This window comes from Streptomyces araujoniae (assembly GCF_050871195.1).
Lineage (GTDB): Bacteria > Actinomycetota > Actinomycetes > Streptomycetales > Streptomycetaceae > Streptomyces > Streptomyces bacillaris.
Genome location: NZ_CP194070.1, coordinates 7,557,026 through 7,578,716, shown reverse-complemented (window position 1 = coordinate 7,578,716; position 21,691 = coordinate 7,557,026). Strand labels below are relative to the sequence as shown.

Below are 21,691 nucleotides of genomic sequence, written 5' to 3'. Positions count from 1 at the left end.
GCCGCACGCTCATGCCCGCCTCCGCGTCCAGGGGGTCAGCAGCCGCTGTGCCCCCAGGAGGAGCAGGTCGGCGGCGACCGCGATGACGACGCAGAGCACGGAGGCGGTGAGCACCTGGGCCTTGAAGTAGGTGTTCATGCCGGAGTAGATGAGATTGCCGAGCCCTCCGTAGCCGACGATCGCCCCCACGGTGACGAGCGAGACGGCCGAGACGGTGGCGATCCGCAGTCCGGCCATGGCGGCGGGGAGGGCGAGCGGCAGCTCCACGGCGAGGAGCAGCCGCAGCGGCCCGTACCCCATGCCCCGCGCGGCCTGCCGGGTCTCCTCGGGTACGGCCCGGAGCCCGGCGAGGATGTTGCGGACCAGCAGGGTCAGCGAGTACAGGACGAGCCCGGCGACGACGAGCGCGGCGGAGAGTCCGTACAGCGGCAGCAGCAGCGAGAACATGGCCAGCGACGGGATGGTGTAGAGGACCGTCGTCAACCCCAGCACGGGACCGGCGGCCCATCGCCAGCGGCGGGCGGCGAGGGCGAGCGGGAGGGCGAGGGCCAGCCCGATGGCCACGGCGAGCACGGTGAGCTGGACGTGCTGGAGGGCAGCGTCCCAGAGGATCTCCCGGCGGCTGGAGAGGTAGGCGCCGCAGATCCACTCGTTGCGTGCGAGGCAGTCGTCCGGGGGTGCCGTCACCCGCCCATTCCAGCCCGGCCGGGGGTCCGCCGCTCCTCCTGTTCGCCCGTCCGGGGGTGGTTGAGCGAGTGCTCAACCACCTGGTAGCGTCCCGGGCACTAAGCGGTTGAGCACTCGCTCAACCCATCGCGGCCGTCGGGGGGCAGGCATGGGGCTGTACATCGAGGCGCTGATCCGCACCGATCCGGAGCTGCTGTGGGAGCGGACCCAGGAGCCCGCGCTCCACCAGCGGTGGGACCTGCGGTTCACCGAGATCAGCCCGCTCCCCGGCGGCCCCGGGGACGGGCAGCGCTTCCGTTACGCGACCCGGGTGCTGCCCTTCGTCACCGTGGCGGGGACCGGCACCAACGCGGGCGAGCGGCACCGGGCGGACGGCGAGCGGGTCTCGGCCCTGCGCTTCGCCTCTCCGCAGCGGCTCTCCCCGCTGGCCGAGGGCAGCGGTTACTGGCGCTACGTCCCCACGCCCGACGGCATCCGCTTCCTCACCGGGTACGACTACCGGACCCGCTGGGGCCGGTTCGGGGCGGTCGCGGACCGCCTGGTGTTCCGGCCCCTGATGGGGTGGGCCACCGCCTGGTCCTTCGACCGGCTGCGGCTCTGGTGCGAGCGCGGGACCAGCCCGGCACGCTCCCTCGCGTACGCCCTCGGTGAGGCGGTGGTGCGGGTGGCGCTGGTGGTGGCCGCCCTGCCGCTCGGCCCGGCCGCCGCCCTCCCCGCCGCACTCGCCGCGCTGCTCGTTCCACCGCTGCCCGTCACCCCGGCCGCCCGGCGCTGTCTGCGCAGACCGCCCGGCCGGACGGCCGCCGCACCCCCTTCCCTCCTCACCCGACTGGAGCGCCCGTGACCTCGATCTTCCGCCGCGCGATGGGCGACGACTTCGACCGGCTCCACCCCCAGCTGCGCCGGCGCTTCTCGGTCGGCCTGGAGAGCGGGGAGGCGTGCGTCGGGCGTGGTTCCATGGACCGGATCTGGCACGGCCGCGCCTTCGTGAAGCCGTTCCTGGCACTCGGCGCCACCCGCAACATCCTGGTGCCCCGGACCGGCCGCGATGTGCCGTTCACCATCGAGAACATCCCGTACGTCGACGGGTACGGCCGCGAGACCGTGACCTTCGTCCGCACGTTCGCGCTCCCCCGCGGCCCGCGCCGCTTCGACGCCACGATGGTGCACAGCCCCGAGCGGTCCTGCGTCCTCGACTACCTGGGCACCCACCAGCACCTCGCCACCGACCTGCGGCTCAGCGCCGAGCCCGACGGCTCGCTGCTGATCCGCTCGGGGGAACACCGTTTCCGCGAGGGCCCTTTCGATCTGCGGGTCCCGGAGCTGATCGGCGGCGAGGCCGAGGTGCGCGAGTCCTTCGACGACGCGACGGGGCGCTTCCGTATCCGGGTCCGGGTGGTGAACCGGCGCTTCGGGCCGCTCTTCGGCTACGAGGGAACGTTCCGCGCCCGCTACGTGGACGCGCTGCGCCACGGCGTGCGCGCCGGTCTCCGCCCCGTACGCGAGGAGGCCCGGGCGTGAGCGGCGAGGGAGGCGGGAACGGCCGGCCGGTGAAGGACGCGGCGGGGAACGGCCCGGGAGCCGCCGACGCCGGAGGGCCGGCCGGGAGCGCTCCCGGCACCAGGAGGCCGACCGGGGCCGACACCCGGGTCAAACTCCTGGAAGGCGCCCTGCGCACGCTCGCCGAGCAGGGCATCGCCAAGACCTCCGCCCGCTCGGTGGCGGCGGCGGCCGGGGTCAACCAGGCGCTGGTCTTCTACCACTTCGGCTCCGTCGACGAACTGCTCGCGGCGGCCTGCCGGTACGGCGCCGAGCAGCGCGTGGCCCTCCACCGCGACCGGCTCGCCGCCGTCACCACCCTCGCCGAACTGGTCGAGTGCGGTCGGGAGCTGCACGAGCGGGAGCGGGCGGGCGGCCAGGTCGCCTTCCTCGCCCAGCTCCTGGCCGGCGCCCAGACCCAGCCCCGGCTGGCACCCGCCACCGCGGCCGGGCTCGACCTGTGGACCGCCGAGATCGAGAAGGTGCTCGTACGCGTCCTGGCGGGCTCCCCGCTGGGCGAGTTCACCGATCCGGCGGGGCTCGCGCGCGTGGTGGCCGGGTCGTTCGTCGGCCTGGAGCTGTACGAGGGGGTCGACCCGGAGGGCGCGGTGCGGGCCTTCGACGCCCTGGAGCAGCTCGCCGGGCTGGCGGCCGTCCTGGACGAGCTGGGCCCGGTGGCGCGGCGCGCGGTACGCCACCGGCTCCGGCGCACGGGCACGGGGTAGCGGGCCGGGGCACGGCACTGCGCGGGCCGATCCGCCGCCGTACGGTGGAAGAAGGGACACACACGCCCCACCGGATACGGCAGACGGACGGCAGGTACCCGCGATGGCCGGTGAGATCTCGTTCTTCGAACTCGGGGTGGCCGATCCGGAGAAGGCCCGGGCGTTCTACGGCGCACTGTTCGGCTGGCACTTCGAGCCGGGCCCCTCGGGCGGGGGCGGTTACGCGATCGGGACGCCCAGCGGACAGGGCGGCGTCCACGGCGGCGATCCGGGGGCGGGGCCGTACCTCTTCTTTCGGGTCGACGACATGGCGGCCGCGGTGGCGCAGGTGCGTGAGCTGGGCGGCAGCGTGCAGGGCGGCGCCCCCGGCGAGGACGACGAGTCGGCCGCCCGGTTCGGGCGGTTCCGGCTCTGCCGCGACGACCAGGGCTCCCCCTTCGGCCTGCACGAACCGCCGGGCGTCCGCTGACGCCTGCGGGCCTCCACCGCGGCCGGAACACCGATGAGACGTACCGCGGAGGTTCCGGTGAAACGTGCCGGGAAGGTTCAGGCAACCTTCTGCGCGGTGCGAGCAACCCCCGGTGCCCCGCCGCCGTCTTGATCACTGACAGAACGGTTCGCCGCCCAGGCAGGGCGGCGTCCGCCCCCACCTGTACCGGGCCCGGAGAACCGGCCCACTATGCACTCCATGTATACACATGGGGCATAGTGGCCGCCGACGGCCCGGCCACCGCGCGGAAGGCCCCCATGCAGACCAAGGCACTGGCGCCCGAGTACCAGGGCGCGCTCACCAAGATGTCGGTGAACGCCTCCCTCACCGATGTCCTGGCCGAAGGCGTACGGCATCTGGAACAGGCCGAACGGTCCGGCTCCCAGGAGGAGGTGGCCCGGACCGGGCTCGCCGTGGCCGAGGCGCACCGCCGACTGGGCCAGGTGGAGGAGGCGGACCGGGCATGGAAGGCCAGCTATCGCGCCGCGCGCTCGGCCGGGGCGACCGGTGCGATGGCCTGGGCGCTGTGGAGCGGAGGCACGCTGGCGCGCCAACGGGGTTCGCTGCGGCTCGCGTTCCGGCTGCTGGGGCTCGCCGCCGAGCTCGGCAAGCAGGGCGGGGACGTGGTGGCGCGCGGCTACTCGCTCGCCGGGCTGGCCGAGACCGGGCGCATCCAGGGCGACTACGCGACCGTCGCCACCCTGCACGAGCAGCTTCTCTCGGAGGCCCGCGCCCGGGGCGAGGCGCGCCACACGGTGTGGGCGCTGGAGGGGATCGCGCAGATCCACCGCAACACCGGCCGGCTCGACTCGGCCCTGGCCATGTTCGAGGAGGCGGCAGCGCTCGCGGGCGGCGCGGACGACCGGCGGGGCCGGGCCTGGGCCCTGCGCGGCATCGCTGACATCGTTTCCCTCCGGGACGGCGGGACGGAACGCGCCCTCGCCCTGCTCTCCGAGGCCGAGGTCACCTGCCGGGAGATGAAGCTCTCCAGCGCACTCGCCTACAACCACAAGATGCGGGCGAACGTGCTCTTCCGCGCCGGGCGGTACGAGGAGGCCCGCGAGGTCTACGAGCAGGCGCTCGGGGAGTTCCGCGCGATGACCGAGCCCCGGGGCGAGGCGCTGGCGGCCCTCGGCCTGGTCAAGGCACGGGCCCGGCTCGGCCGGGACCGCGCGGCCACCGCCGCCGACCTCGACGAACTGCGCGGCAGGCTCAGCCGGATCGGGCTGCTCAACGCCCGGGAGATGGTGGAGAGGGCGTACGCGGAGCTGGGCGTGGAACGCGCGGGGGACGACGGGGACGGCGTCCCCGCCCCGGCCCGCTCCGACGCCCCCCACATCTCCGGGCGCCCCGCCCCCACCTCCTCCGCCTCCGCCGCCCACGAGGAGGCCCCGGTCCGATGACGCTGTCCACGACCCGTCAGGCGACCGCTCCCGAGATACTCGACCGGTGCCGTGAGCTGGTCCGGCCCGCGCTGGCCGAGTCGGTGCGCCGGCTCCACCCCTGGCACGCCGAGACCGCCGCCTTCTCGCTGGGGTGGAGCGGGGTCGACGGGTCCCCGGTCCCCGGTTCGCAGGGCAAGGGGGTCCGCCAGGCACTCGCGGTGCTGGGGGCCGAGGCCGCCGGGGGAAGCGGCCTGGACGGGGTCACCGGCGCGGTCGCCGTCGAGCTGGTCCACACCTTCTCCCTCATCCACGACGACATCATGGACGGCGACGAGACCCGGCGCCGCCGCCCGACGGTGTGGAAGGCGTACGGCACCGGGCCCGCGGTCCTGGCGGGGGACGCGCTCTTCGCCCTGGCCGTGAGCACCCTGGCCGAGGTCCCCGGGCCCTCCGGCCCGGCGGCGGTGCGGCGGCTGTCGGAAGCGCTGGGCGATCTGGTGCACGGTCAGGCGCAGGACCTGCTCTTCGAGTCCCGGCCGTGGACCGGGCCCGAGGCGGTGCTGCCGCACGAGTACCGGGCGATGGCCGCGCAGAAGACCGGCTCCCTGCTCGGCTGCTCGGCCGCTCTGGGCGCGGTGCTGGCGGGGGCCCCGGCGGCGACCGCCGACGCGCTGGACCGGGCGGGACGGCATCTGGGGGTGGCGTTCCAGGCGGTGGACGACCTGTTGGGGATCTGGGGCGATCCGCAGCTCACGGGGAAGCCGGTCCACAGCGATCTGCGCCGGCTCAAGAAAACCCTTCCGGTCCTGGCGGCCCTGTCCTCCCGCCACCCGGCGGCCCGGCAACTGGAGGCCGTGCTCACCGGGGCCGGCCCGCTCGACGAGGCGGGGCTGCGCCGGACGGCCGGGCTCGTCGACGAGGCGGGCGGGCGCCGGGCCACGGTCGCCGAGGCCCGGGAACACCTCCGGGCCGCCCGCGCCTGCCTGGACGGGGTGGATCTCGCCGAGGGCGCGCGGGGTGACCTGCTCACCCTGATCCCCTTCCTGGTCGACCGCACGGGGTGACGCGGGACCGGCGCGTGGTGGGCCCGGGGATGCCTCCCGGGCCCCCACCGTCTAGCTCTCCCTCTCCCCCTCCCTCTCTCCCTGGCAGCCGGGACCACCGGACGCCCCCGGAACCCCGCCCGGCTGAAAGGATGAACACCGCACCAGGAAACCCCTGCCGGAGCACCACGGACCACCACGAGAGGCCGGAGCCCGTATGAACCCCCTCCCCGCCCCCGTACAGGCTCTGATCGTGGTGGACCTCCAGTCGGCCTTCGTGGCGGGAGACCACCCGGTGCCCGACGCGCCCCGGCTGCTGGACCGGGTGGGCGGCCTGGTCCGCCGGGCCCGGGCGGCCGGGGCGCTCGTCGTCCATCTGCAGAACGACGGGCCGGACGGAGAACCCGACGAACCGCACACTCCCGGCTGGGAGTTGCACCTGCCGGTGCGCGTCGGCCCGGCGGAGAAGGTGATCCGCAAGGGCGAGGACGACGGCTTCGAGGGGACCTCACTGGCCGACGAACTGACAGCTGCCGGGGTCGGCTCGCTCGCGGTGTGCGGGGTGATGTCGGAGATGTGCGTCCTCGCGACCGCCCGCCGGGCACTGGAGCTGGGGTACCGGGTGGTGCTGCCGCACGACGCGCACGCCACGTACGACATTCCCGCCGCGCCGGGAATCAGCGAGGCCGTTCCGGCGGCCATGGCGTCCCGGGTGGCCGAATGGGCCCTGGGGGACGAGGTGGAGGTCGTCGCGCACGCCGAGGACGTACGTTTCCCGGCCATGCGCGCAGAGCCCTTTGCCGACAATAGAACTGCCTGACCGTCAACCGGATGGTGACGCCATCCACTACGGCAACCGGGCTCCCCCGAAGTGCGCGAACAGGGTGACACCTGACCGGAGCAATATTCTCCGGCCGTGCTCCGGAATTCTTGCCGAGCCCTCCCCGCCGCCCTTTGACCGCAGGAATCCGACTCCTCCCCGGCCACGCGGAGCGGCCTCGCGGGCCACCTGATCAGCGGAATCGTGTACGTAATCCTCACGTGGTCGTATGAGCGAGTCACGCGCACGATTTCGCCACATGTCTGCCAAAGTGCACTTCGGCTTTACTCACCGGATTGAACGAAGAGAGCCGTACGTGCTGCACATGCGTCGTGCCGAAGAAAGACAATTGACGGTCCTTCATTTGGTTCAGCCCGTGGACGGTGGAGTGGCCAGGGTCGTCACCGATCTCGTCAGGGCCCAGGCCGGGGCCGGACTGCGGCCCGTGGTGGCCTGCCCGCCCGGGAGCCCGCTGGCCGCCGGGGCGGCCGCCGCCGGGGCCCGGGTCCGCGGCTGGTCCGCCACCCGGGCGCCGGGCGCGCGGCTGGCCGGTGAGGTGGCCGCCGCGCGGCGGATCGTCCGCGACTGCGCCCCGCACGTGGTGCACGCGCACAGTGCCAAGGCCGGTCTGGCGGGCCGGATCGCCGTCCGGGGCAAGGTGCCCACGGTGTTCCAGCCGCACGCATGGTCCTTCGAGGCGGTGGCCGGGCGTACCGCCGAACTGGCCCTGGGATGGGAGCGGTTCGGGGCGCGGTGGGCCGATCACATCCTCTGTGTCAGCGAGTCCGAGCGGCGCACCGGACAGGAGGCGGGCATCGCCGCCCACTGGTCGGTGATCCACAACGGCATCGACCTCGACCGCTTCCGTCCCTGCGGACCGGCCGACCGCGCCACGGCCCGGGCCTCGTTGCCCCTGCTCGACGCCGTCGCCCCCGAAGCCCCCCTAGTCGTCTGCGTCGGCCGCCTGACCCGGCAGAAGGGCCAGGACGTGCTGCTCGACGCCTGGCGGCGCGTCGATGTCCCCGGGGCGCGGCTGGTCCTGGTGGGCGACGGCCCCGACCGGGCCGGCCTGGAGGGCGCGGCCCCGGCCGGTGTCCTGTTCACCGGGGCGAGCGCGGACGTCCGGCCCTGGATCCACGCGGCGGACGTCGTCGTCCTGCCGTCCCGCTGGGAAGGCATGGCGCTGGCCCCGCTGGAGGCCATGGCCTGCGGCCGGCCCGTGGTGCTGAGCGAGGTCGGCGGGGCGCGCGAGAGCGTGCCGCCGGGCGACGAGGACCGCCTTCTCGTCCCGCCCGAGGACCCCGTGGCACTGGCGGCCTCGCTCACCGCGCTGCTGACCGATCCGGAGCTGCGCGAGGCGGTGTCCCGCCGGGCCCTGCGCCATGCCCGGACGGCGTTCGACGTCCGACGGACCGCGGGGGCGGTTGCCGGTCTCTACCAGGAAATTGTCTCCCTGTCCGGCCCCACGATGAGGAAGCGCACCGAGCGATGACGATGGAGAGTGCACCGGTTCCCGGCGCCGGACAGGCAACAGCCGTACAGGCTCACACGGTTCACCCGCCGCGAAGAGGCGACGGCACCACCCGGGAGCTGGGCGGCGGGCGCTCCGCCGTGCGGCTCGGGCCCGCCGCGCGGCTGCTCGGCGCCGACGCGGCCGCACTGGCCGTGACCTTCGCCCTGTGCGCCCCGGCCGGAGCGCCCTGGGCCGTGATCGCCGCGCAGGCGGTGGTGCAGGTGCTGCTCCACGCGTACCGGGGGCTCTACCGGCTCGCGCTCTCCCCCTCGGTGCTCTCCGAAGTCCCCGCGCTCCTCGGTCTCGCGCTGCTCCAGTGGTACGTGACCATGGAGGTCCTCGACGCCTGGGCCCCCGCCCACGCGTTCGGCTGGGCGGTCCTCGCGTACGCGGCGGCGGTGCAGACCGTGCTCTGCGCCTGCGGCCGTGCGGTGGTCCACCGGCTCCGCCACCGCGCGGCGGTCCGCCACCCCCTGTCGACGCTGGTCGTGGGCCAGGGCACGGTGGCCCGCCAGGTGACGGCCGCGCTCTGCGAGCACCCCGAGTACGGGCTGCGCCCGGTCGGCCGGGTCGCCCCGTCCGCCGCCCCCGAGGAGGAGGTCCCGGCCCGGCCGGACGGTGCTCCGCTGCCGGTCCTGGTCTCCCCGCAGGAGGTGGGGCGGGCCGTGGTGCAGAACAGCGTGCGGCACGCCGTCTTCACCGCTCCGCCGGAGACCACGCCGGACGGTCCGGCCCTGTTCGCCCTGCTCACCGGCCACGGCTGCCGGGTCTGGCTGGTCACCGGCGACACCGCCGTCGCCACCCGGCCCGCCGGGGGCCGCCCGGACCACCTGTGGGGGTTCGCCGCCCACCCGCTCCAGGACGGCACGCACCGGCCGGTGAGCCATGCGGCGAAGCGGATGATGGATGCCGTCCTCGCGGCGGTCGGTCTGGTGCTGGTCGCCCCGCTGATGGCGGTGTGCGCACTGGCCGTGCGCGTCTCGGACGGGCCCGGGGTCATCTTCCGGCAGGAGCGGGTGGGGCGGCACGGGCGTCCGTTCGTCCTGCTGAAGTTCCGTACGCTGCGGCCCACCGACGCCCAGGAGTCCGCGACCCGGTGGAACGTGGCCTCGGACGGACGGATGAGCCGGGTCGGCCGGCTGCTGCGCCGCACCTCGCTGGACGAGCTGCCGCAGCTGTGGAACGTACTGCGCGGGGATATGAGCCTGGTCGGTCCCCGCCCCGAACGCCCCTTCTTCGTCGACCGGTTCAGCCGCACGCACCCCGGCTACCAGGACCGCCACCGGATGCCGGTGGGCATCACGGGGCTGGCGCAGGTGAACGGGTTGCGCGGTGACACCTCGATCGAGGAGCGGGCCCGGTTCGACAACCGGTACATCGAGACCTGGTCCCTGTGGCAGGACGCGTGCGTGCTCGCGCGGACCGCGGGCTCCTTCTTCCGGCTGGGAGGCAGCTGATCATGACCGCCACGCTCACCGCCCCGGTGCCCGGCGCCCCTCCCCGTACGGTCTCGCGGCCCCCCGCCGCCGGGTGGCTCCGGCACTGGCCGCTGCTCCCGCTGATCGCGACCGTCCTGCTGCCCGCCCTGCCGTACGGCCTGGGCGTCGGCGGCGGCGCGTCGGTCGGACCGGCCGACATCGCCTCCGGCATCGCGGTGCTGGTCTGTGCGGGGCGGCTGCTGTACCTGCGGCGGCGACCGCTGAGCGGGGCCGCCGCCCTGGTGCTGGGGCTGCCCGCCGTGGGCTTCGCGGTGGCGGCGGTGACGGCCGCCGATCCGGCCGCGGCCCTGCCGGGCCTGGTCCGCTACCTCCAGGTCTTCGTCCTGGTCCCGGCCGCCGTCTGCCTGCTCCTCAAGGACGCCCACGGATTCCGGATCGTCACCGCTGCGCTGGTGGTCCTGGCGCTCGTGCAGGGCGTGGTGGGGGTCGAGCAGTACGTCACCGGGACCGGCGCCTCGTACATGGGCGAGGAGATCCGGGCGGTCGGCACCTTCGGGCCCAGCGACATCATGGGGATGGCCACGGTCGTCGCGTACGGGCTGCTGGCCGCCGCCGCGTGCGCCCTGCGCACCCCGCGCACCGCTCCCGCCTGGCTGCGGCCCTGCGCGGCGGTGGTCGCCGTCGCGCTGATCGTGCCGCTCACGCTCTCCTTCAGCCGGGGCGTGTGGCTCGCCACGGCGGCGGCACTGCTCGTGGCGCTGGCCCTGGCCGGCCGCCGGCAGGCGCTGACGTCGCTGGCGGTGGTCGGCGCCTCGGCGGTCGTGCTGGTCGGCGGGTTCGGCATCGGCTCGCAGCTGATCACCGAGCGGGCCGCGTCCGTGACCCAGGTGACCCGGGCGCCGGACCGTTCGGTGAGCGACCGGTACGCCATGTGGAGCGCGGCGGGCTCCATGTGGCGGGAGCACCCCGCGACCGGCGTCGGCCTCAAGGGGTTCCCGGCGCACCGGGACGCCCATGCCTCGGTGGGTCTCTCGTCCGGCAGCGACACGGCGGGCGCGGGCCAGGAGTTCCGGCGGCAGGCGCTGCTCTCGCCACACAACATGTATCTGCTGGTCCTCGGCGAGCAGGGCCTGATCGGTCTGACGGCGGTGGTGGGGAGCTGGGCGGCGATCCTGGTCGGCGCCGTGCGGAGACTGCGGCACGCCCGGTCGCGCGGTGGCGCGGCCGTGGACTGCGGTCTGGTGGCGGTCGCCCTGATGACCTGGCAGTGCGTCAACTTCCTGTACTCCGACATCGGCGGGCCCACCACCGTGCTGGCCGGCGTCGTCCTCGGGCTCGCCGCCTGGTGGGCGCTGGCCGAGCCGGGGAAGGCGGGCACACCCGCCGCGCCGGGGAAGGCGGGCACCGCGTGAGCGAGACCGGTACGGGGACGGGGGCGGAGGCTCTCCCCCAGGCCGAGGCCCTCCCGCCCACCGAGGCCCTCCCGCAGACAGGGGCCCTGCCCCCGTCGGAGGCCCGCGCCCACGCCGAGCCCGCCCCTCCGCTGCTCCCGGCCCCCGGCCAGCCCCCAGGCTCCAGCCCCGGCGCACGCGGGACCACGGCCACCGGCCCCGCTCCGGACCCCGCCGACGGCGGCGAGGCACCGGGTCTCGGCGCGTTCCTCGCCCGGGCGGCGGCGGCCACGGCGGTGCTCACCGTGCTCGGGGCCGCGCTCGGGCTGGTACGGGACCAGGCGATCGCCCGGTACTTCGGCGCGAGCGACGCAAGCGACGCGTTCCTGATCGCCTGGACCGTGCCGGAGATGGCGGCCACGCTCCTCATCGAGGACGGGATGGCGCTGCTCCTCGTCCCGGCCTTCAGCCTCGCCCTCACCCGCCGCGCCGCCGGCCGGGAACCCGGGCAGCCCGACACCGGGTCCGCCGGGGGCACCGGGGAGCCCGGCGACGGGAAGGCCGCATCCGCCGAGGGGCCCGGACCCGACCCCGTACGGGAACTCGTGGCGGTCACCCTGCCCCGGCTCTGTCTCCTGCTCACGGCCGGGGCCGCCCTGCTGATGGCGGGCGCCCCCTGGGTGGTCGGCGTCCTCGCGCCCGGGCTCGCCGATCCCGGGCTCGCGGTGGACTGCACCCGGCTGACCGCCGTCACCGTTCTCACCTTCGGCATCACCGGCTACTTCAGCGCCGCCCTGCGCGCCCACCGCAGCTTCCTGCCGCCCGCCGGGGTCTACGTCGCGTACAACGTCGGCATCATCGGCATGACGCTGGCGCTGCACTCCGTGTGGGGCGTCCGGGCCGCGGCGGCCGGTGTCGCCGTCGGCAGTCTGCTGATGATCCTCACCCAGCTCCCCACCTTCCTGCGGCTGCTGCCCCTGGCCCGGCCCCGCCTCCGGCGCCCGGTGCGGCGCGGGCGGCGGGCCGCGCGGACCGCGCCGCTCCTGGGCATGACGGTCCTCGCGCCGATCGTGGTGTTCGTGGTGAGCCGCCAGTCTCAGGTACTGGTCGAGCGGTTCCTCGCCTCCACCCTCCCGGCGGGCGCGATCTCGCATCTGAACTACGCGCAGAAGGTCGCGCAGATGCCGATGGTGCTCTCGCTGATGATCTGCACGGTGACCTTCCCGGTCGTCGCGCGGGCGATGGCCGACGGGCAGCGGGAGAAGGCGCGGCGGCGGGTCGAGCGGGATCTCGCGCTGGCGGGCATGGTGGTGCTGCTCGGCACGGCGGTGGTGCTCGGCTACGCACCCCAGATCATCGACGTCCTCTTCCAGCGCGGCGCGTTCGACGCCGCCGACACCGAGGCCACCGCCCAGGTGATGCGGGTCTACGCGGCGGGGCTGCTCGGCCACTGTCTCGTCGGCGCGCTGAGCCGCCCGTTCTTCTCGTCGACCCGGCCCACCTGGTTCCCGGCGTTCGCCATGGGCACCGGGCTCCTGGTCACGATGGGCGCGGGCTACGCGCTCACGTACCGCTTCGGCGTGGACGGCATCGCCACCGCCAACGCCCTCGGGATCAGCACCACCGCTCTGCTCCTGCTGATGGGGCTCGGCACCCGGGTGGTCCCGATCCGGGCGCGGGCGGTCGCCGTGTCGCTCGGCCGCCTCGCGGGCGCCGCCCTGGTGGCCGGGGCGGCGGGATGGGCCGCCGCCCCGGTGCTGCCCGACCCCGTGCTGAGCCTGGCCGCCGGGTGCGTCCTCGTCCCCGCCGTCTTCTTCCTGACCGGGCTGGCCCTGCGCTCGCCCGAGGTCGTCTCCCTGCTGGCACTCATCCGACGGAGGTTCACTGATGGCCGCTGACCCCTCGGCGCCCTGCGCCGACGCTCCCTCGTCCCGGCTCCGCCCGCACACCCGCCGTCAGCCGTGGATCCTCACGTACCACTCGGTGACCGACACCGACGACGACCCGTACGGCATCACCGTCTCCCCCCACCGGCTCGCCGAGCAGCTGGCGTGGCTGCGGAGCCGGGGGCTGCGCGGGGTGGGGGTGGCGGAGCTGATGCGGGCCCACGCGGAGGGGCGGCGCGGGCTGGTGGGGCTGACCTTCGACGACGGGTACGCGGACTTCCTCCACGAGGCCCTGCCGGTGCTGCGCGGCCACGGCTGCACCGCGACCGTCTTCGTCCTGCCGGGGCGGCCCGGGGGCGTGAACGAGTGGGACCCGCTGGGGCCGCGCAAGCCGCTGCTGACCCACGACGGCGTCCGGGACCTCGCCCGGACCGGGATGGAGGTCGGCTCGCACGGTCTGCTCCACCGGGACCTCACCGCGCTCACGGACGAGGAGCTGCGCCACGAGACGGTCCGCAGCCGGGAGCTGATCGGTGATCTGACCGGCCGGCCGCCGGAGGGCTTCTGCTATCCGTACGGGACGCTCGACCGGCGGGTGATGGAGGCCGTCGGCGCCGCCGGGTACGGGTACGGCTGCGCGCTGGCCCCGGGTCCGCTGGTCAGCCGGTTCGCCCTCCCCCGTACCCACATCAGCCAGGCCGACCGGGGCGTCCGGCTCTGGGCCAAGGACCTGCGCCACGGGCTGCGGCACGGCGCGGTACCCGGCTCCCGGTCCCGGACCGCCTCCCCGGTGCGGGCGGGAGGCACCCGGTGAGAGCGCTGCACATCATCACCGGGCTCGGAGTGGGCGGCGCCGAGCAGCAGTTGCGGCTGCTGCTGCGCCATCTTCCGGTGGAGTGCGACGTGGTGACGCTCACCAACCCGGGCCCGGTGGCGGACGGCCTGCGGGCCGACGGCGTACGCGTCGTCCACCTGGGGATGCGCGGCAACCGGGACCTGTCGGCGGTCGGCCGGCTCACCCGGCTGATCCGCGACGGCCGCTACGACCTGGTCCACACCCATCTCTACCGGGCCTGTGTGTACGGGAGGATCGCGGCGCGCCTGGCGGGGGTGCGGGCGGCCGTGGCGACCGAACACTCCCTGGGGCGCGCCGAGATCGAGGGCCGCCCGCTGACCCGGGGCATCCGCGCCCTGTACCTCTCCACCGAGCGGCTGGGCGCGGCCACGGTCGCCGTCTCCTCCACCGTGGCCGGGCGGCTGCGGGACTGGGGGGTGCCCGCCGAGCGGATCCGGCTGGTGCCCAACGGGATCGACGCGGACCGGTTCCGCTTCGACCCGGACCGGCGGCTCGCCGTGCGGGCGGCGCTGGGGATCCCCGAGGGCGCGTTCGTGGTCGGCGGGGTGGGCCGGCTGGTTCCGGGCAAGCGCTTCGACGTGGCCGTACGGGCGGTCGCCGCGCTGCCGGACGTGTGGCTGCTGCTGGCCGGGGACGGGCCGGAGGCACCGGCGCTCCGCGCGCTCGCGGCCCGCCTCGGGGCCGCCGACCGCATCCGGCTGCTCGGGGAGTGCGGGACGGAGGGGGGCGGTCCGGTTCCCGGGGTGCCCGCGCTGCTGAGCGCCGTGGACACGTTCGTGTCGACCTCCCGTGAGGAGTCGTTCGGGCTGGCCGCCGTGGAGGCGCTCGCCGCCGGGCTGCCCGTGCTGCACGACGCCTGCCCGGCCATCGACGACCTGTCGGCCGCCCACGCCCCGGGGGCCACCCGGATCGCCGGGAGCCCCGACGAGCTGACCGCCGTGCTGCGGCGGCGGATACAGGCCTGTCCCGACCGCCGACCGCCGCCCCGGGCCGTCGGTCACTACGACATCCGGCGCAGCAGCGAGCGCCTGATGGATGTGTACGCGTACGCCCTCGACACCGCCCCACCGAACCGGAGAGCCCTTTCATGACCGACTCCCCCGAGAAGCAGCGACCCTCCGTCACGAGCCGTCGGCTGCGCACCGCCCTGACCCGGCTGCCCCAGTGGTGGCCCCTGCCCGCCTGTGTGCTGCTGGGCACCGTGTCCGGGCTCTCGTACGGGCTGCTGGCGAGCCCCCAGTACGAGTCCACCAGCTACGCCATGGCGGTCGCGGAGGACGAGACGAACCCGGCGGCCGCGCTCGGCTTCGCGCAGTCCTACGGGCGTCTCGTCACCAGCGACGCGACGCTCTCCTACGCGCAGGGCGCGGCCGGGGAGCCGGTGCGGGCACTCCGCTCGCAGGTGCGCTCCGAGACGTCCCCCGACTCGCCGATGATCGCGGTGACGGGCACGTCGGACAGGCCGGGCAAGGCGGCCGACATCGCCAACGCGGTGATCGAGGCGGTCATCGTGAGCAGCGGCCATGTCTCCAAGGACACCGGGGTGAAGCTGATCAAGTTCACCCACGCCATGAAGCCGGACCAGCCGGTCTCGCCGTCGGTGCCGCTGGGCACCGCCGTGGGGGCGGCCGCGGGCGGCCTGCTCGGCGGGCTCGTGCTGCTGGTGCGGCCCCAGCGCACCGAGCGGGCCGTCTCCGCCCCGGTGCCCGCGCCCGCCGCAGCCGAGGGCCACGCCCCCGCCGAGGAACGGGAGCTGGTGCGATGACGGCCGGCCGTGCGGGCCGTCTCTCGGTGACGCTCTGCCGGGACTTCCGGGAGTTCGGCGCGCTCGCCGGGGAGTGGGACGCGCTGCACCGGCGCTGCGCCACCGCCACCCCGTTCCAGAGCCATGCCTGGCTCCACTCGTGGTGGATCTCCTACGGCCAGGAGGGGCGGCTGCGGGTCCTGCTGGTGCGCCGGTCGGGGCGGCTGATCGGGGCCGCCCCGCTGATGCTGGTGCACCGCCCGATGCCGCTGCTGGTGCCGATGGGCGGGGCGATCTCCGACTTCTTCGACATCCTGGTGGACGAGGAGGAGGCCGGTTACGCGGTCGGGGCGCTCCAGCGCGGTCTGGACCGGGCGGCCCGGCACAGTGTGGTCGATCTGCGGGAGGTCCGCCCGGACGCGTCGGCGCAACTGCTGTTCGGCCGGTGGACGGGGGCCCGGAGCAGGCTCACGGACTCGACGTGCATGGAGCTGCCCGCTCGTCCGCTCGGCGACCTGGTGGCGCGGCTGACCGGCTCTCGCGGCCAGCGGCTGCGGGCCAAGCTGCGCCGGATCGAGGCGCTGGGGGTGGAGGCCCGCAGGATCCCGCAGGACGGGGTGCCGGCGGCCGTCGGCACGCTGCTGCGCCTCCACGAGCTCCAGTGGCGCGACCGGGGGGTCAACCCGGAGCATCTGCGGGCCCGGTTCTCCGACCATCTGGTCCGGTCGGTGGGCCGGATGGTGGGGGACGGTTCGGCCGCCGTCACCGAGTTCCGTATCGGGGGCGAGGTCGTGGCCGCCAATCTGTCGCTCCAGTCCGCGCGGCTGGCGGGCGGCTATCTGTACGGGGCGGACCCGGCGCTGCGGGAGCGGAAGGTCGATGTGTCGACCATGCTGCTGCGCGAGGTGTCCCAGCAGGCGTCGGACACCGGCCGGGAGGTGCTGAGCCTGCTGCGCGGCGCGGAGCAGTACAAGAACCACTGGCAGCCGGTGACGGTGGTGAACCAGCGGCTGCTGCTGGCCCGGCCGGGGCTGGAGCCGCTGCTGCGGCTGCGGGAGTCGCAGGTGGCGGTAAGGGAGCGGGCGGTGGAGACCGTGAAGGCGCGCTTCCCGGCGGCCCGGGACTGGCACGAGCGCCTTACCACGCTTCCGGTCATCGGGCGGTGAGGCGGGCGGCGACAGGCCGCGGGACGGCGCGGGTGATTCCGCCCGGGTGATGATCCGTTACCGTCCGGCGGCTCCCGCGTTGTCAGAGCGTGCGGGCCTCGTGCTCCGCATCAACCCCCCTTTCTCACAAGGAGTTCTCATGTCGCGTATGACGAAGGTTGCCGCTGTGATGGCGGGCACCGGTGCCCTGGTCGCCGGCGGCGCCGGCCTGGCCGTCGCCGACTCGGGCGCGCAGGCCGCGGCCATCGGCTCCCCCGGTGTCGCCTCGGGCAACATCCTGCAGCTCCCGGTCCACATCCCGGTCAACGTCTGCGGCAACACCGTCAACCTGGTCGGCGTGCTCAACCCGGCGTTCGGCAACACCTGCGTCAACGCCTCCGAGGGCCACGACGACAACGGTGACTACGGCTACGGCCGCTGATCCCCCGCTCCACAGCGCAACGGCCGGCCCCTCCGGGAGGAGGGAGCCGGCCGTTGCGCTGTGCGCGCTCAGGCGTAGCGGTAGACCTTGCCGTGGTCGAGGAGCGCGCGCGGGGTCACGTTCCAGGGGGGCATCGGATCGTCCAGCCCGAAGACGTGGCGGCGCTCCCGGCCCGGCGCGTCGGGCTTGCGGCCCGGCACATAGGCGGACTTGGGGTGCGCCTTCCGCCAGCGGTCCCAGAGCAGGTCGATGAAGGAGTGGTGGAGCCAGAAGACCGGGTCCTCGGGAGAGGCGGCCCCGGCCATCGGGCCGCCGACCCACTGGTGGACCCGGTTGTGGTTGGCGACCGGGCGCACCCGGTGGATGCCCCAGCCCTCGATCCGGTTGCGGAACCCCTCGGTGCTGACGCTGTTCCAGGGCCCGGTGTCGTAGACCGGGTCCTTCAGGGCCTGTGCCACGTCGTCGGCGGTGGGCAGGGAGACCGGGTCGCGGCCGGGCCGGCCGAAGTTGCGGGTCAGCCAGTTCTGGTCGGTGATCCCTGTGCCCACCTTCCAGTTGCCCGCGTCGTAGGCGAACGGGCCGGTCATGACGCGGCGGTCGCCGGCCCGGCCGTTGCCGCCGAGGAAGTCCTCCGCCCAGAGCGACGAGGTGGTCGAGCGGTCCTGGGTCCAGTCCCAGTAGGGCACGCTCACCCCGGGGTCGACGGCCTGGAGGGCCCGTTCGAACTCCAGCAGGTAGCGGCGGTGCCAGGGGAAGAACGAGGGCGTCATATGGGCGGGGCGCGACCGGTTCTCGGTGTCCATGACGTAGTACTCGCGGTGCATGACGACGAAGTCGTCGTAGCGGCCCGAGCGCTTGATCTTCAGGATCGCGTCGACGAGGCGGCGCTTCTCGGTCCGCGTGAGGTCGCGCTGGTTCTTGCGGGTGTACACCGGTTCTGGTCCTCCTGGTTCACATGCGGTGCGACGTTCACTTGCCGTCCGGCGCGCCCGGGGGGCGCGGTGCCTGCGTGCGGTGTGCCGCTCACCGGTGGTGCGAGGCGGGCAGCGCGAGGCGGGCGGTGCCCAGCTCGTCCACGGCGGCGCGGGCCGTCTCGCGGAGCGTGGGGAAGGACTCGTAGTGCGTGACGTCGCTGAGGTAGGTGCCGTCCGCGCGGCGCATGACGTGCAGCGGGCGGCCGTCGATGCGGATCTCGGCCACCGGCTCGGCGTGGTGCGTCCCGCCGCCCGGTCCGGCGGCCGGCACCAGGGCGCTCACGCCGCCGCGGATCTCCCGGCCCCGGTACATCTCGGCGAACTCCTCGGTCCCGGCGGCCCCCGCGGTGGTGCGGCCGGGGTCCTGTGCGGGCGCGGTGTCCTGCCGGTGGCCGTGGAGCGGGACGAGGACGGCGGCGGTGCCCGCGGCCGCGACGGCGGTGAAGCCGGTCCGCAGGAGGATCCGGCGGGACGGGCCGCGCGGTGCGTCGCCCGCATCGGTGGTTCGACTCATGGATGGCTGCCTCTCGTTGGCTCGTCCGAGGTGCTGTTGCTCGCGATGGTGGCAACGAGGGAGCGGCGAATCGGTTCTCTCGGGCGCTGCGTCGTCCGCGTTCCGTCAAACGCGTGACCGTGCACGGCCATCCGCGCCGGAGGCACGCGTCGCGCGGTCGGCCCCGCGCGCCGGAGCCGACGATGGCCTGGCGAACTCGTGGAGGTGGATGGGATGACCGTGACCGATCAGGTGTCCGACGACCGCGCGGCACACCGCGATCTCGCCGACCCGGCTTTCTGGCGGCTGCCGCGCCCGGAACGGCTGGCCGCCTTCGCCCGGCTGCGGGAGCGGGAGGCGCCCGTCCTGTTCACGCCCCGGCCGGGCACCGCCCGTACCTCCGGCAAGCCGTTCTACGCCCTGGTGCGCCACGCGGACGTGCTGACCGCGAGCCGCACCCCCAAGGTCTTCGCGAGCGCCCCCGGCGCCACCACCCCGGAGCCGGCCGGGTGGGCGAAGGCGCTGTTCGGGAACTCGATGGTGAACATGGACGGGGCCGAGCACGCGGCGCTGCGCCGGATCATCTCGCGGCGCTTCACGCCCCGGCTGCTGGCCGCCACCGAGGAGAACATCGGCCGTCTCGCCGGGCGTCTGGTGGACGAGATGATCGCCGAGCGGCCAACCGATTTCATGCCGTCGGCGGCCTCGCGGCTGCCGCTGGAGGTGATCTGCGACCTGATGGGCATCCCGGCGGAGCACCGGCCGCGGATCGCCGCGCAGATCGACCACGCCTCGGAGCAGGTGGGCGTCGAGCGCCGGGGCCGCCTGCGGATCCCCGGCCGGGGGACCGCGTCGCTCGCGATGATGCAGCTGGTCATGGCGCGGCTGGCCCGGGAGCGCCGCCGCCGCCCGCAGGACGACCTGGTCTCGGCGCTGGTGCGTGCGGACGTCGACGGCGAGGGGCTCTCCTCGCGGGAGCTGGGTGCCTTCTTCTCGCTGCTGCTGGTGGCCGGGGTCGAGACCACCCGCAACGCGATCGCGCACGGGGTGTCGCTGCTGGACCGGCACCCGGAGCAGCGGGAGCTGCTGCGGTCGGACTTCGGCCGGTACATCGGCGGTGCGGTGGAGGAAATCGTCCGCCATTCGACGCCCATCATCCAGTTCCGCAGGACCGTCGTCTCGGAATTCGAGCTGGGCGGCCGGACCTTTCTTCCCGGGGAGAAAGTCGCACTGCTCTACGCCTCCGCCAATCGCGATGAAGCCGTTTTCACCCGTCCGGATCTCTTCGACATCACCCGGTCGCCGAATCCGCACCTCGGTTACGGGGGCGGGGGCCCGCACCACTGCCTCGGCGCCCATCTGGCCCGGCTCGAAATGACGGCGCTGTTCCGGGAACTGCTCACCCGACGGACCGTCATCCGACGGACGGGCGAACCGGGACTGGTGGATTCGAATTTCGACAACCGGGTCGGTTCCCTGCCGCTCTCCATGGGCCCGACGGTCACCTGATCGGACCTTTAACGGCCGCGAAATGCGATAAATGGACCATTCTGTTCGCACGTCAGGCAGGATGGTGAAACTCTCGTCGCACCGGGCCGCACCGGCCGGAATTTCCTTTCAGCCAGGAGGAGTCATGCCGGCCAAGCGCCGACTCATCAGCACATGCATCGCCGCGGCCGTTCTCAGTCTGCTGGCAGGGGGCGGCATCGCGGGCCGGCTGCCACCGGGCACCGACTCCGTGGACAGCGCCTCCCCGGGGCCGCAGGGCAGCCGGGGACCCGGCACCACGGCCCACGGCGCCTATCTGGACTACGGGCCCGCCGGAGTGCGCAGGATGGACGAGCTGTCCCGCTGGCTCGGCGGCGCCGAGCTGCGGGTGGGCCACACCTACCTGCCGGGCGACCTGTGGGTGAACATCGAGGGCGCCCCCGAGTTCCTGGAGTCCTGGGCCGAGTGGCGCAAGGCGGACGAGGACCGGATGTTCGTCCTCAACGTCCCCATGCTGGAGCGGAACGAACAGCGCGTCCCGGACGCCCGGGTCCGCCGGCTGCTCCGGGCCGGGGCGGCCGGCGACTTCGACCAGCACTTCACCAGGCTGGCGGAGCGGCTGGTCTCGCTGGGGGTGCCGGACACGGTGATCGTGCTCGGCTGGGAGATGAACGGCACCACCTACACCCACCGCTGCGGCCCCGATCCCGCCTCCTGGAAGAGGTACTGGCAGCGGATCGTGGCGGCGATGCGGGAGGTGCCCGGGCAGGAGTTCCGTTTCGACTTCACGCCCAGCCGGGGCCTGGACGCGGTGCCCTGGACCGACTGCTATCCCGGTGACGACGTGGTCGACATCATCGGCATGGACTCCTACGACCAGCCGCCGGGCCGGACCTTCGACGACCAGGTCAACGATCCGTACGGGCTCCAGAAGCACGTGGACTTCGCGGCCGAGCGCGGCAAGCCGATCTCCTTCCCGGAGTGGGGGCTCTTCCGCAACGGCGACAACCCGGAGTACATGCGGCGCATGCTCGACTGGATCGACCGGCACCAGCCGGTCTACCAGACGATCACCGACTACTGCCCGCACGGGGTGTGGCAGTGCCGGAGCAACCCCCGCTCCACCCAGGTGTACCGGACGAAGCTGGCGGAGATGGCCGCGCCGGTGCGGCCTGCCCCGACTCCCACGCCCACGCCCACGCCGACGGCCCCGTCTCCGACGCCGACGGTGCCCCCGGTCGACCCGACGCCGCCCGCCCCGCCGACCGTGCCGCCCACGCCGACGGCTCCGCCGACGCCCGTGGGTCCCGAGCCGCCGGCGGACCGCGAATGGTGCGTCACGGTGCCGTTCGGGGACTGGCTGAGCCAGTGGCTCAAGGACCGGAAGTTCTGCTTCCGATTCTGACCGTGCCCAGGAGATACCCTCCGCGCCCATGAAAACGGCTCCGGCCTCCTCTCGGGGGCCGGAGCCGTCCACCCACACGGTCCAGCGCGGGGGCAGGGGGACAGAGCAACCGCTTGTCACTCCCCCAACGGGGCGGCGCCCTGCCGCGTCACGCCGCCGAACGGGCGAAAAGGGCCCCGTGCGGGGCCCGGTCGGCAGGCGGCCCGGTGCGCACTCGGGACGGACG

The 21,691-nt window shown here is 74.4% G+C and carries 21 protein-coding genes; 18 read left to right on the top strand and 3 right to left on the bottom strand.

Annotated features, from left to right (window positions below):
• Window positions 1–9 precede the first annotated feature (9 nt).
• On the bottom strand, window positions 10–687 hold the full coding sequence (locus ACQ9ZG_RS31970) for an ABC transporter permease (RefSeq protein ID WP_084990443.1): 678 nt from the start codon (window positions 685–687) through the stop codon (window positions 10–12).
• Between the two features lie 148 nt (window positions 688–835).
• Here ACQ9ZG_RS31970 and ACQ9ZG_RS31965 point away from each other — a divergent pair, with 148 nt between their 5' ends.
• The 16 genes from ACQ9ZG_RS31965 (at window position 836) to ACQ9ZG_RS31890 (ending at window position 17,105) form a co-directional block, all read left to right on the top strand.
• Window positions 836–1,531: a hypothetical protein gene (locus ACQ9ZG_RS31965; protein WP_499281508.1), complete on the top strand. Its 696-nt coding sequence runs from the start codon at window positions 836–838 to the stop codon at window positions 1,529–1,531.
• Entirely contained in the window at window positions 1,528–2,208 is a 681-nt protein-coding gene (locus ACQ9ZG_RS31960; protein WP_109914826.1) for a DUF4166 domain-containing protein, read from the top strand. Before ACQ9ZG_RS31965 ends, ACQ9ZG_RS31960 begins: the two co-directional genes overlap by 4 nt.
• A 137-nt stretch (window positions 2,209–2,345) precedes the next feature.
• Entirely contained in the window at window positions 2,346–2,951 is a 606-nt protein-coding gene (locus tag ACQ9ZG_RS31955; protein WP_499281655.1) for a TetR/AcrR family transcriptional regulator, read from the top strand.
• A gap of 103 nt (window positions 2,952–3,054) precedes the next feature.
• Window positions 3,055–3,420, top strand: coding sequence for a VOC family protein (locus tag ACQ9ZG_RS31950; protein WP_028417904.1), 366 nt, complete (start codon window positions 3,055–3,057; stop codon window positions 3,418–3,420).
• Between the two features lie 278 nt (window positions 3,421–3,698).
• Window positions 3,699–4,844, top strand: coding sequence for a tetratricopeptide repeat protein (locus ACQ9ZG_RS31945; RefSeq protein WP_109917345.1), 1,146 nt, complete (start codon window positions 3,699–3,701; stop codon window positions 4,842–4,844).
• Entirely contained in the window at window positions 4,841–5,890 is a 1,050-nt protein-coding gene (locus ACQ9ZG_RS31940; RefSeq protein ID WP_028417905.1) for a polyprenyl synthetase family protein, read from the top strand. Before ACQ9ZG_RS31945 ends, ACQ9ZG_RS31940 begins: the two co-directional genes overlap by 4 nt.
• A 196-nt stretch (window positions 5,891–6,086) precedes the next feature.
• The gene (locus ACQ9ZG_RS31935) at window positions 6,087–6,689 is read left to right on the top strand and encodes a cysteine hydrolase family protein (RefSeq protein ID WP_109914513.1); all 603 of its coding nucleotides are present in this window, start codon (window positions 6,087–6,089) and stop codon (window positions 6,687–6,689) included.
• A gap of 325 nt (window positions 6,690–7,014) precedes the next feature.
• The gene (locus tag ACQ9ZG_RS31930; protein WP_032755802.1) at window positions 7,015–8,181 is read left to right on the top strand and encodes a glycosyltransferase; all 1,167 of its coding nucleotides are present in this window, start codon (window positions 7,015–7,017) and stop codon (window positions 8,179–8,181) included.
• Window positions 8,178–9,659, top strand: a complete 1,482-nt coding sequence (locus ACQ9ZG_RS31925; protein WP_499281507.1) for a sugar transferase — start codon at window positions 8,178–8,180, stop codon at window positions 9,657–9,659. Before ACQ9ZG_RS31930 ends, ACQ9ZG_RS31925 begins: the two co-directional genes overlap by 4 nt.
• 2 nt (window positions 9,660–9,661) lie before the next feature.
• The gene (locus ACQ9ZG_RS31920; RefSeq protein ID WP_499281506.1) at window positions 9,662–11,053 is read left to right on the top strand and encodes an O-antigen ligase family protein; all 1,392 of its coding nucleotides are present in this window, start codon (window positions 9,662–9,664) and stop codon (window positions 11,051–11,053) included.
• On the top strand, window positions 11,050–12,930 hold the full coding sequence (gene murJ, locus ACQ9ZG_RS31915) for a murein biosynthesis integral membrane protein MurJ (protein WP_499281505.1): 1,881 nt from the start codon (window positions 11,050–11,052) through the stop codon (window positions 12,928–12,930). The genes ACQ9ZG_RS31920 and murJ overlap by 4 nt, the downstream gene beginning before the upstream one ends.
• A complete protein-coding gene (locus ACQ9ZG_RS31910) occupies window positions 12,920–13,732 on the top strand; it encodes a polysaccharide deacetylase family protein (protein ID WP_028417911.1) in 813 nt (270 codons plus the stop codon). The genes murJ and ACQ9ZG_RS31910 overlap by 11 nt, the downstream gene beginning before the upstream one ends.
• A complete protein-coding gene (locus ACQ9ZG_RS31905; protein WP_070200285.1) occupies window positions 13,729–14,865 on the top strand; it encodes a glycosyltransferase in 1,137 nt (378 codons plus the stop codon). Before ACQ9ZG_RS31910 ends, ACQ9ZG_RS31905 begins: the two co-directional genes overlap by 4 nt.
• Window positions 14,862–15,539 carry a YveK family protein gene (locus ACQ9ZG_RS31900; protein WP_499281504.1) on the top strand — a complete coding sequence of 226 codons (678 nt, stop codon included), beginning with the start codon at window positions 14,862–14,864 and terminating at the stop codon, window positions 15,537–15,539. The genes ACQ9ZG_RS31905 and ACQ9ZG_RS31900 overlap by 4 nt, the downstream gene beginning before the upstream one ends.
• Window positions 15,536–16,684, top strand: a complete 1,149-nt coding sequence (locus tag ACQ9ZG_RS31895; RefSeq protein ID WP_028417913.1) for a GNAT family N-acetyltransferase — start codon at window positions 15,536–15,538, stop codon at window positions 16,682–16,684. The genes ACQ9ZG_RS31900 and ACQ9ZG_RS31895 overlap by 4 nt, the downstream gene beginning before the upstream one ends.
• 139 nt (window positions 16,685–16,823) lie before the next feature.
• Window positions 16,824–17,105: a chaplin gene (locus tag ACQ9ZG_RS31890; protein ID WP_026237443.1), complete on the top strand. Its 282-nt coding sequence runs from the start codon at window positions 16,824–16,826 to the stop codon at window positions 17,103–17,105.
• Window positions 17,106–17,173: 68 nt separating this feature from the next.
• Here the strand turns inward: ACQ9ZG_RS31890 and ACQ9ZG_RS31885 are convergent, their stop codons facing one another.
• Window positions 17,174–18,037, bottom strand: a complete 864-nt coding sequence (locus tag ACQ9ZG_RS31885) for a tyrosinase family protein (protein ID WP_018487585.1) — start codon at window positions 18,035–18,037, stop codon at window positions 17,174–17,176.
• 91 nt (window positions 18,038–18,128) lie between these two features.
• Window positions 18,129–18,593 (bottom strand): tyrosinase family oxidase copper chaperone, encoded by a 465-nt coding sequence (locus tag ACQ9ZG_RS31880; RefSeq protein WP_499281503.1) that lies wholly within the window; start codon window positions 18,591–18,593, stop codon window positions 18,129–18,131.
• A gap of 213 nt (window positions 18,594–18,806) precedes the next feature.
• Here ACQ9ZG_RS31880 and ACQ9ZG_RS31875 point away from each other — a divergent pair, with 213 nt between their 5' ends.
• A complete protein-coding gene (locus tag ACQ9ZG_RS31875) occupies window positions 18,807–20,081 on the top strand; it encodes a cytochrome P450 (RefSeq protein WP_109917343.1) in 1,275 nt (424 codons plus the stop codon).
• A gap of 124 nt (window positions 20,082–20,205) precedes the next feature.
• On the top strand, window positions 20,206–21,465 hold the full coding sequence (locus ACQ9ZG_RS31870) for a glycoside hydrolase family 26 protein (RefSeq protein ID WP_499281502.1): 1,260 nt from the start codon (window positions 20,206–20,208) through the stop codon (window positions 21,463–21,465).
• The last annotated feature ends 226 nt before the right edge of the window (window positions 21,466–21,691 follow it).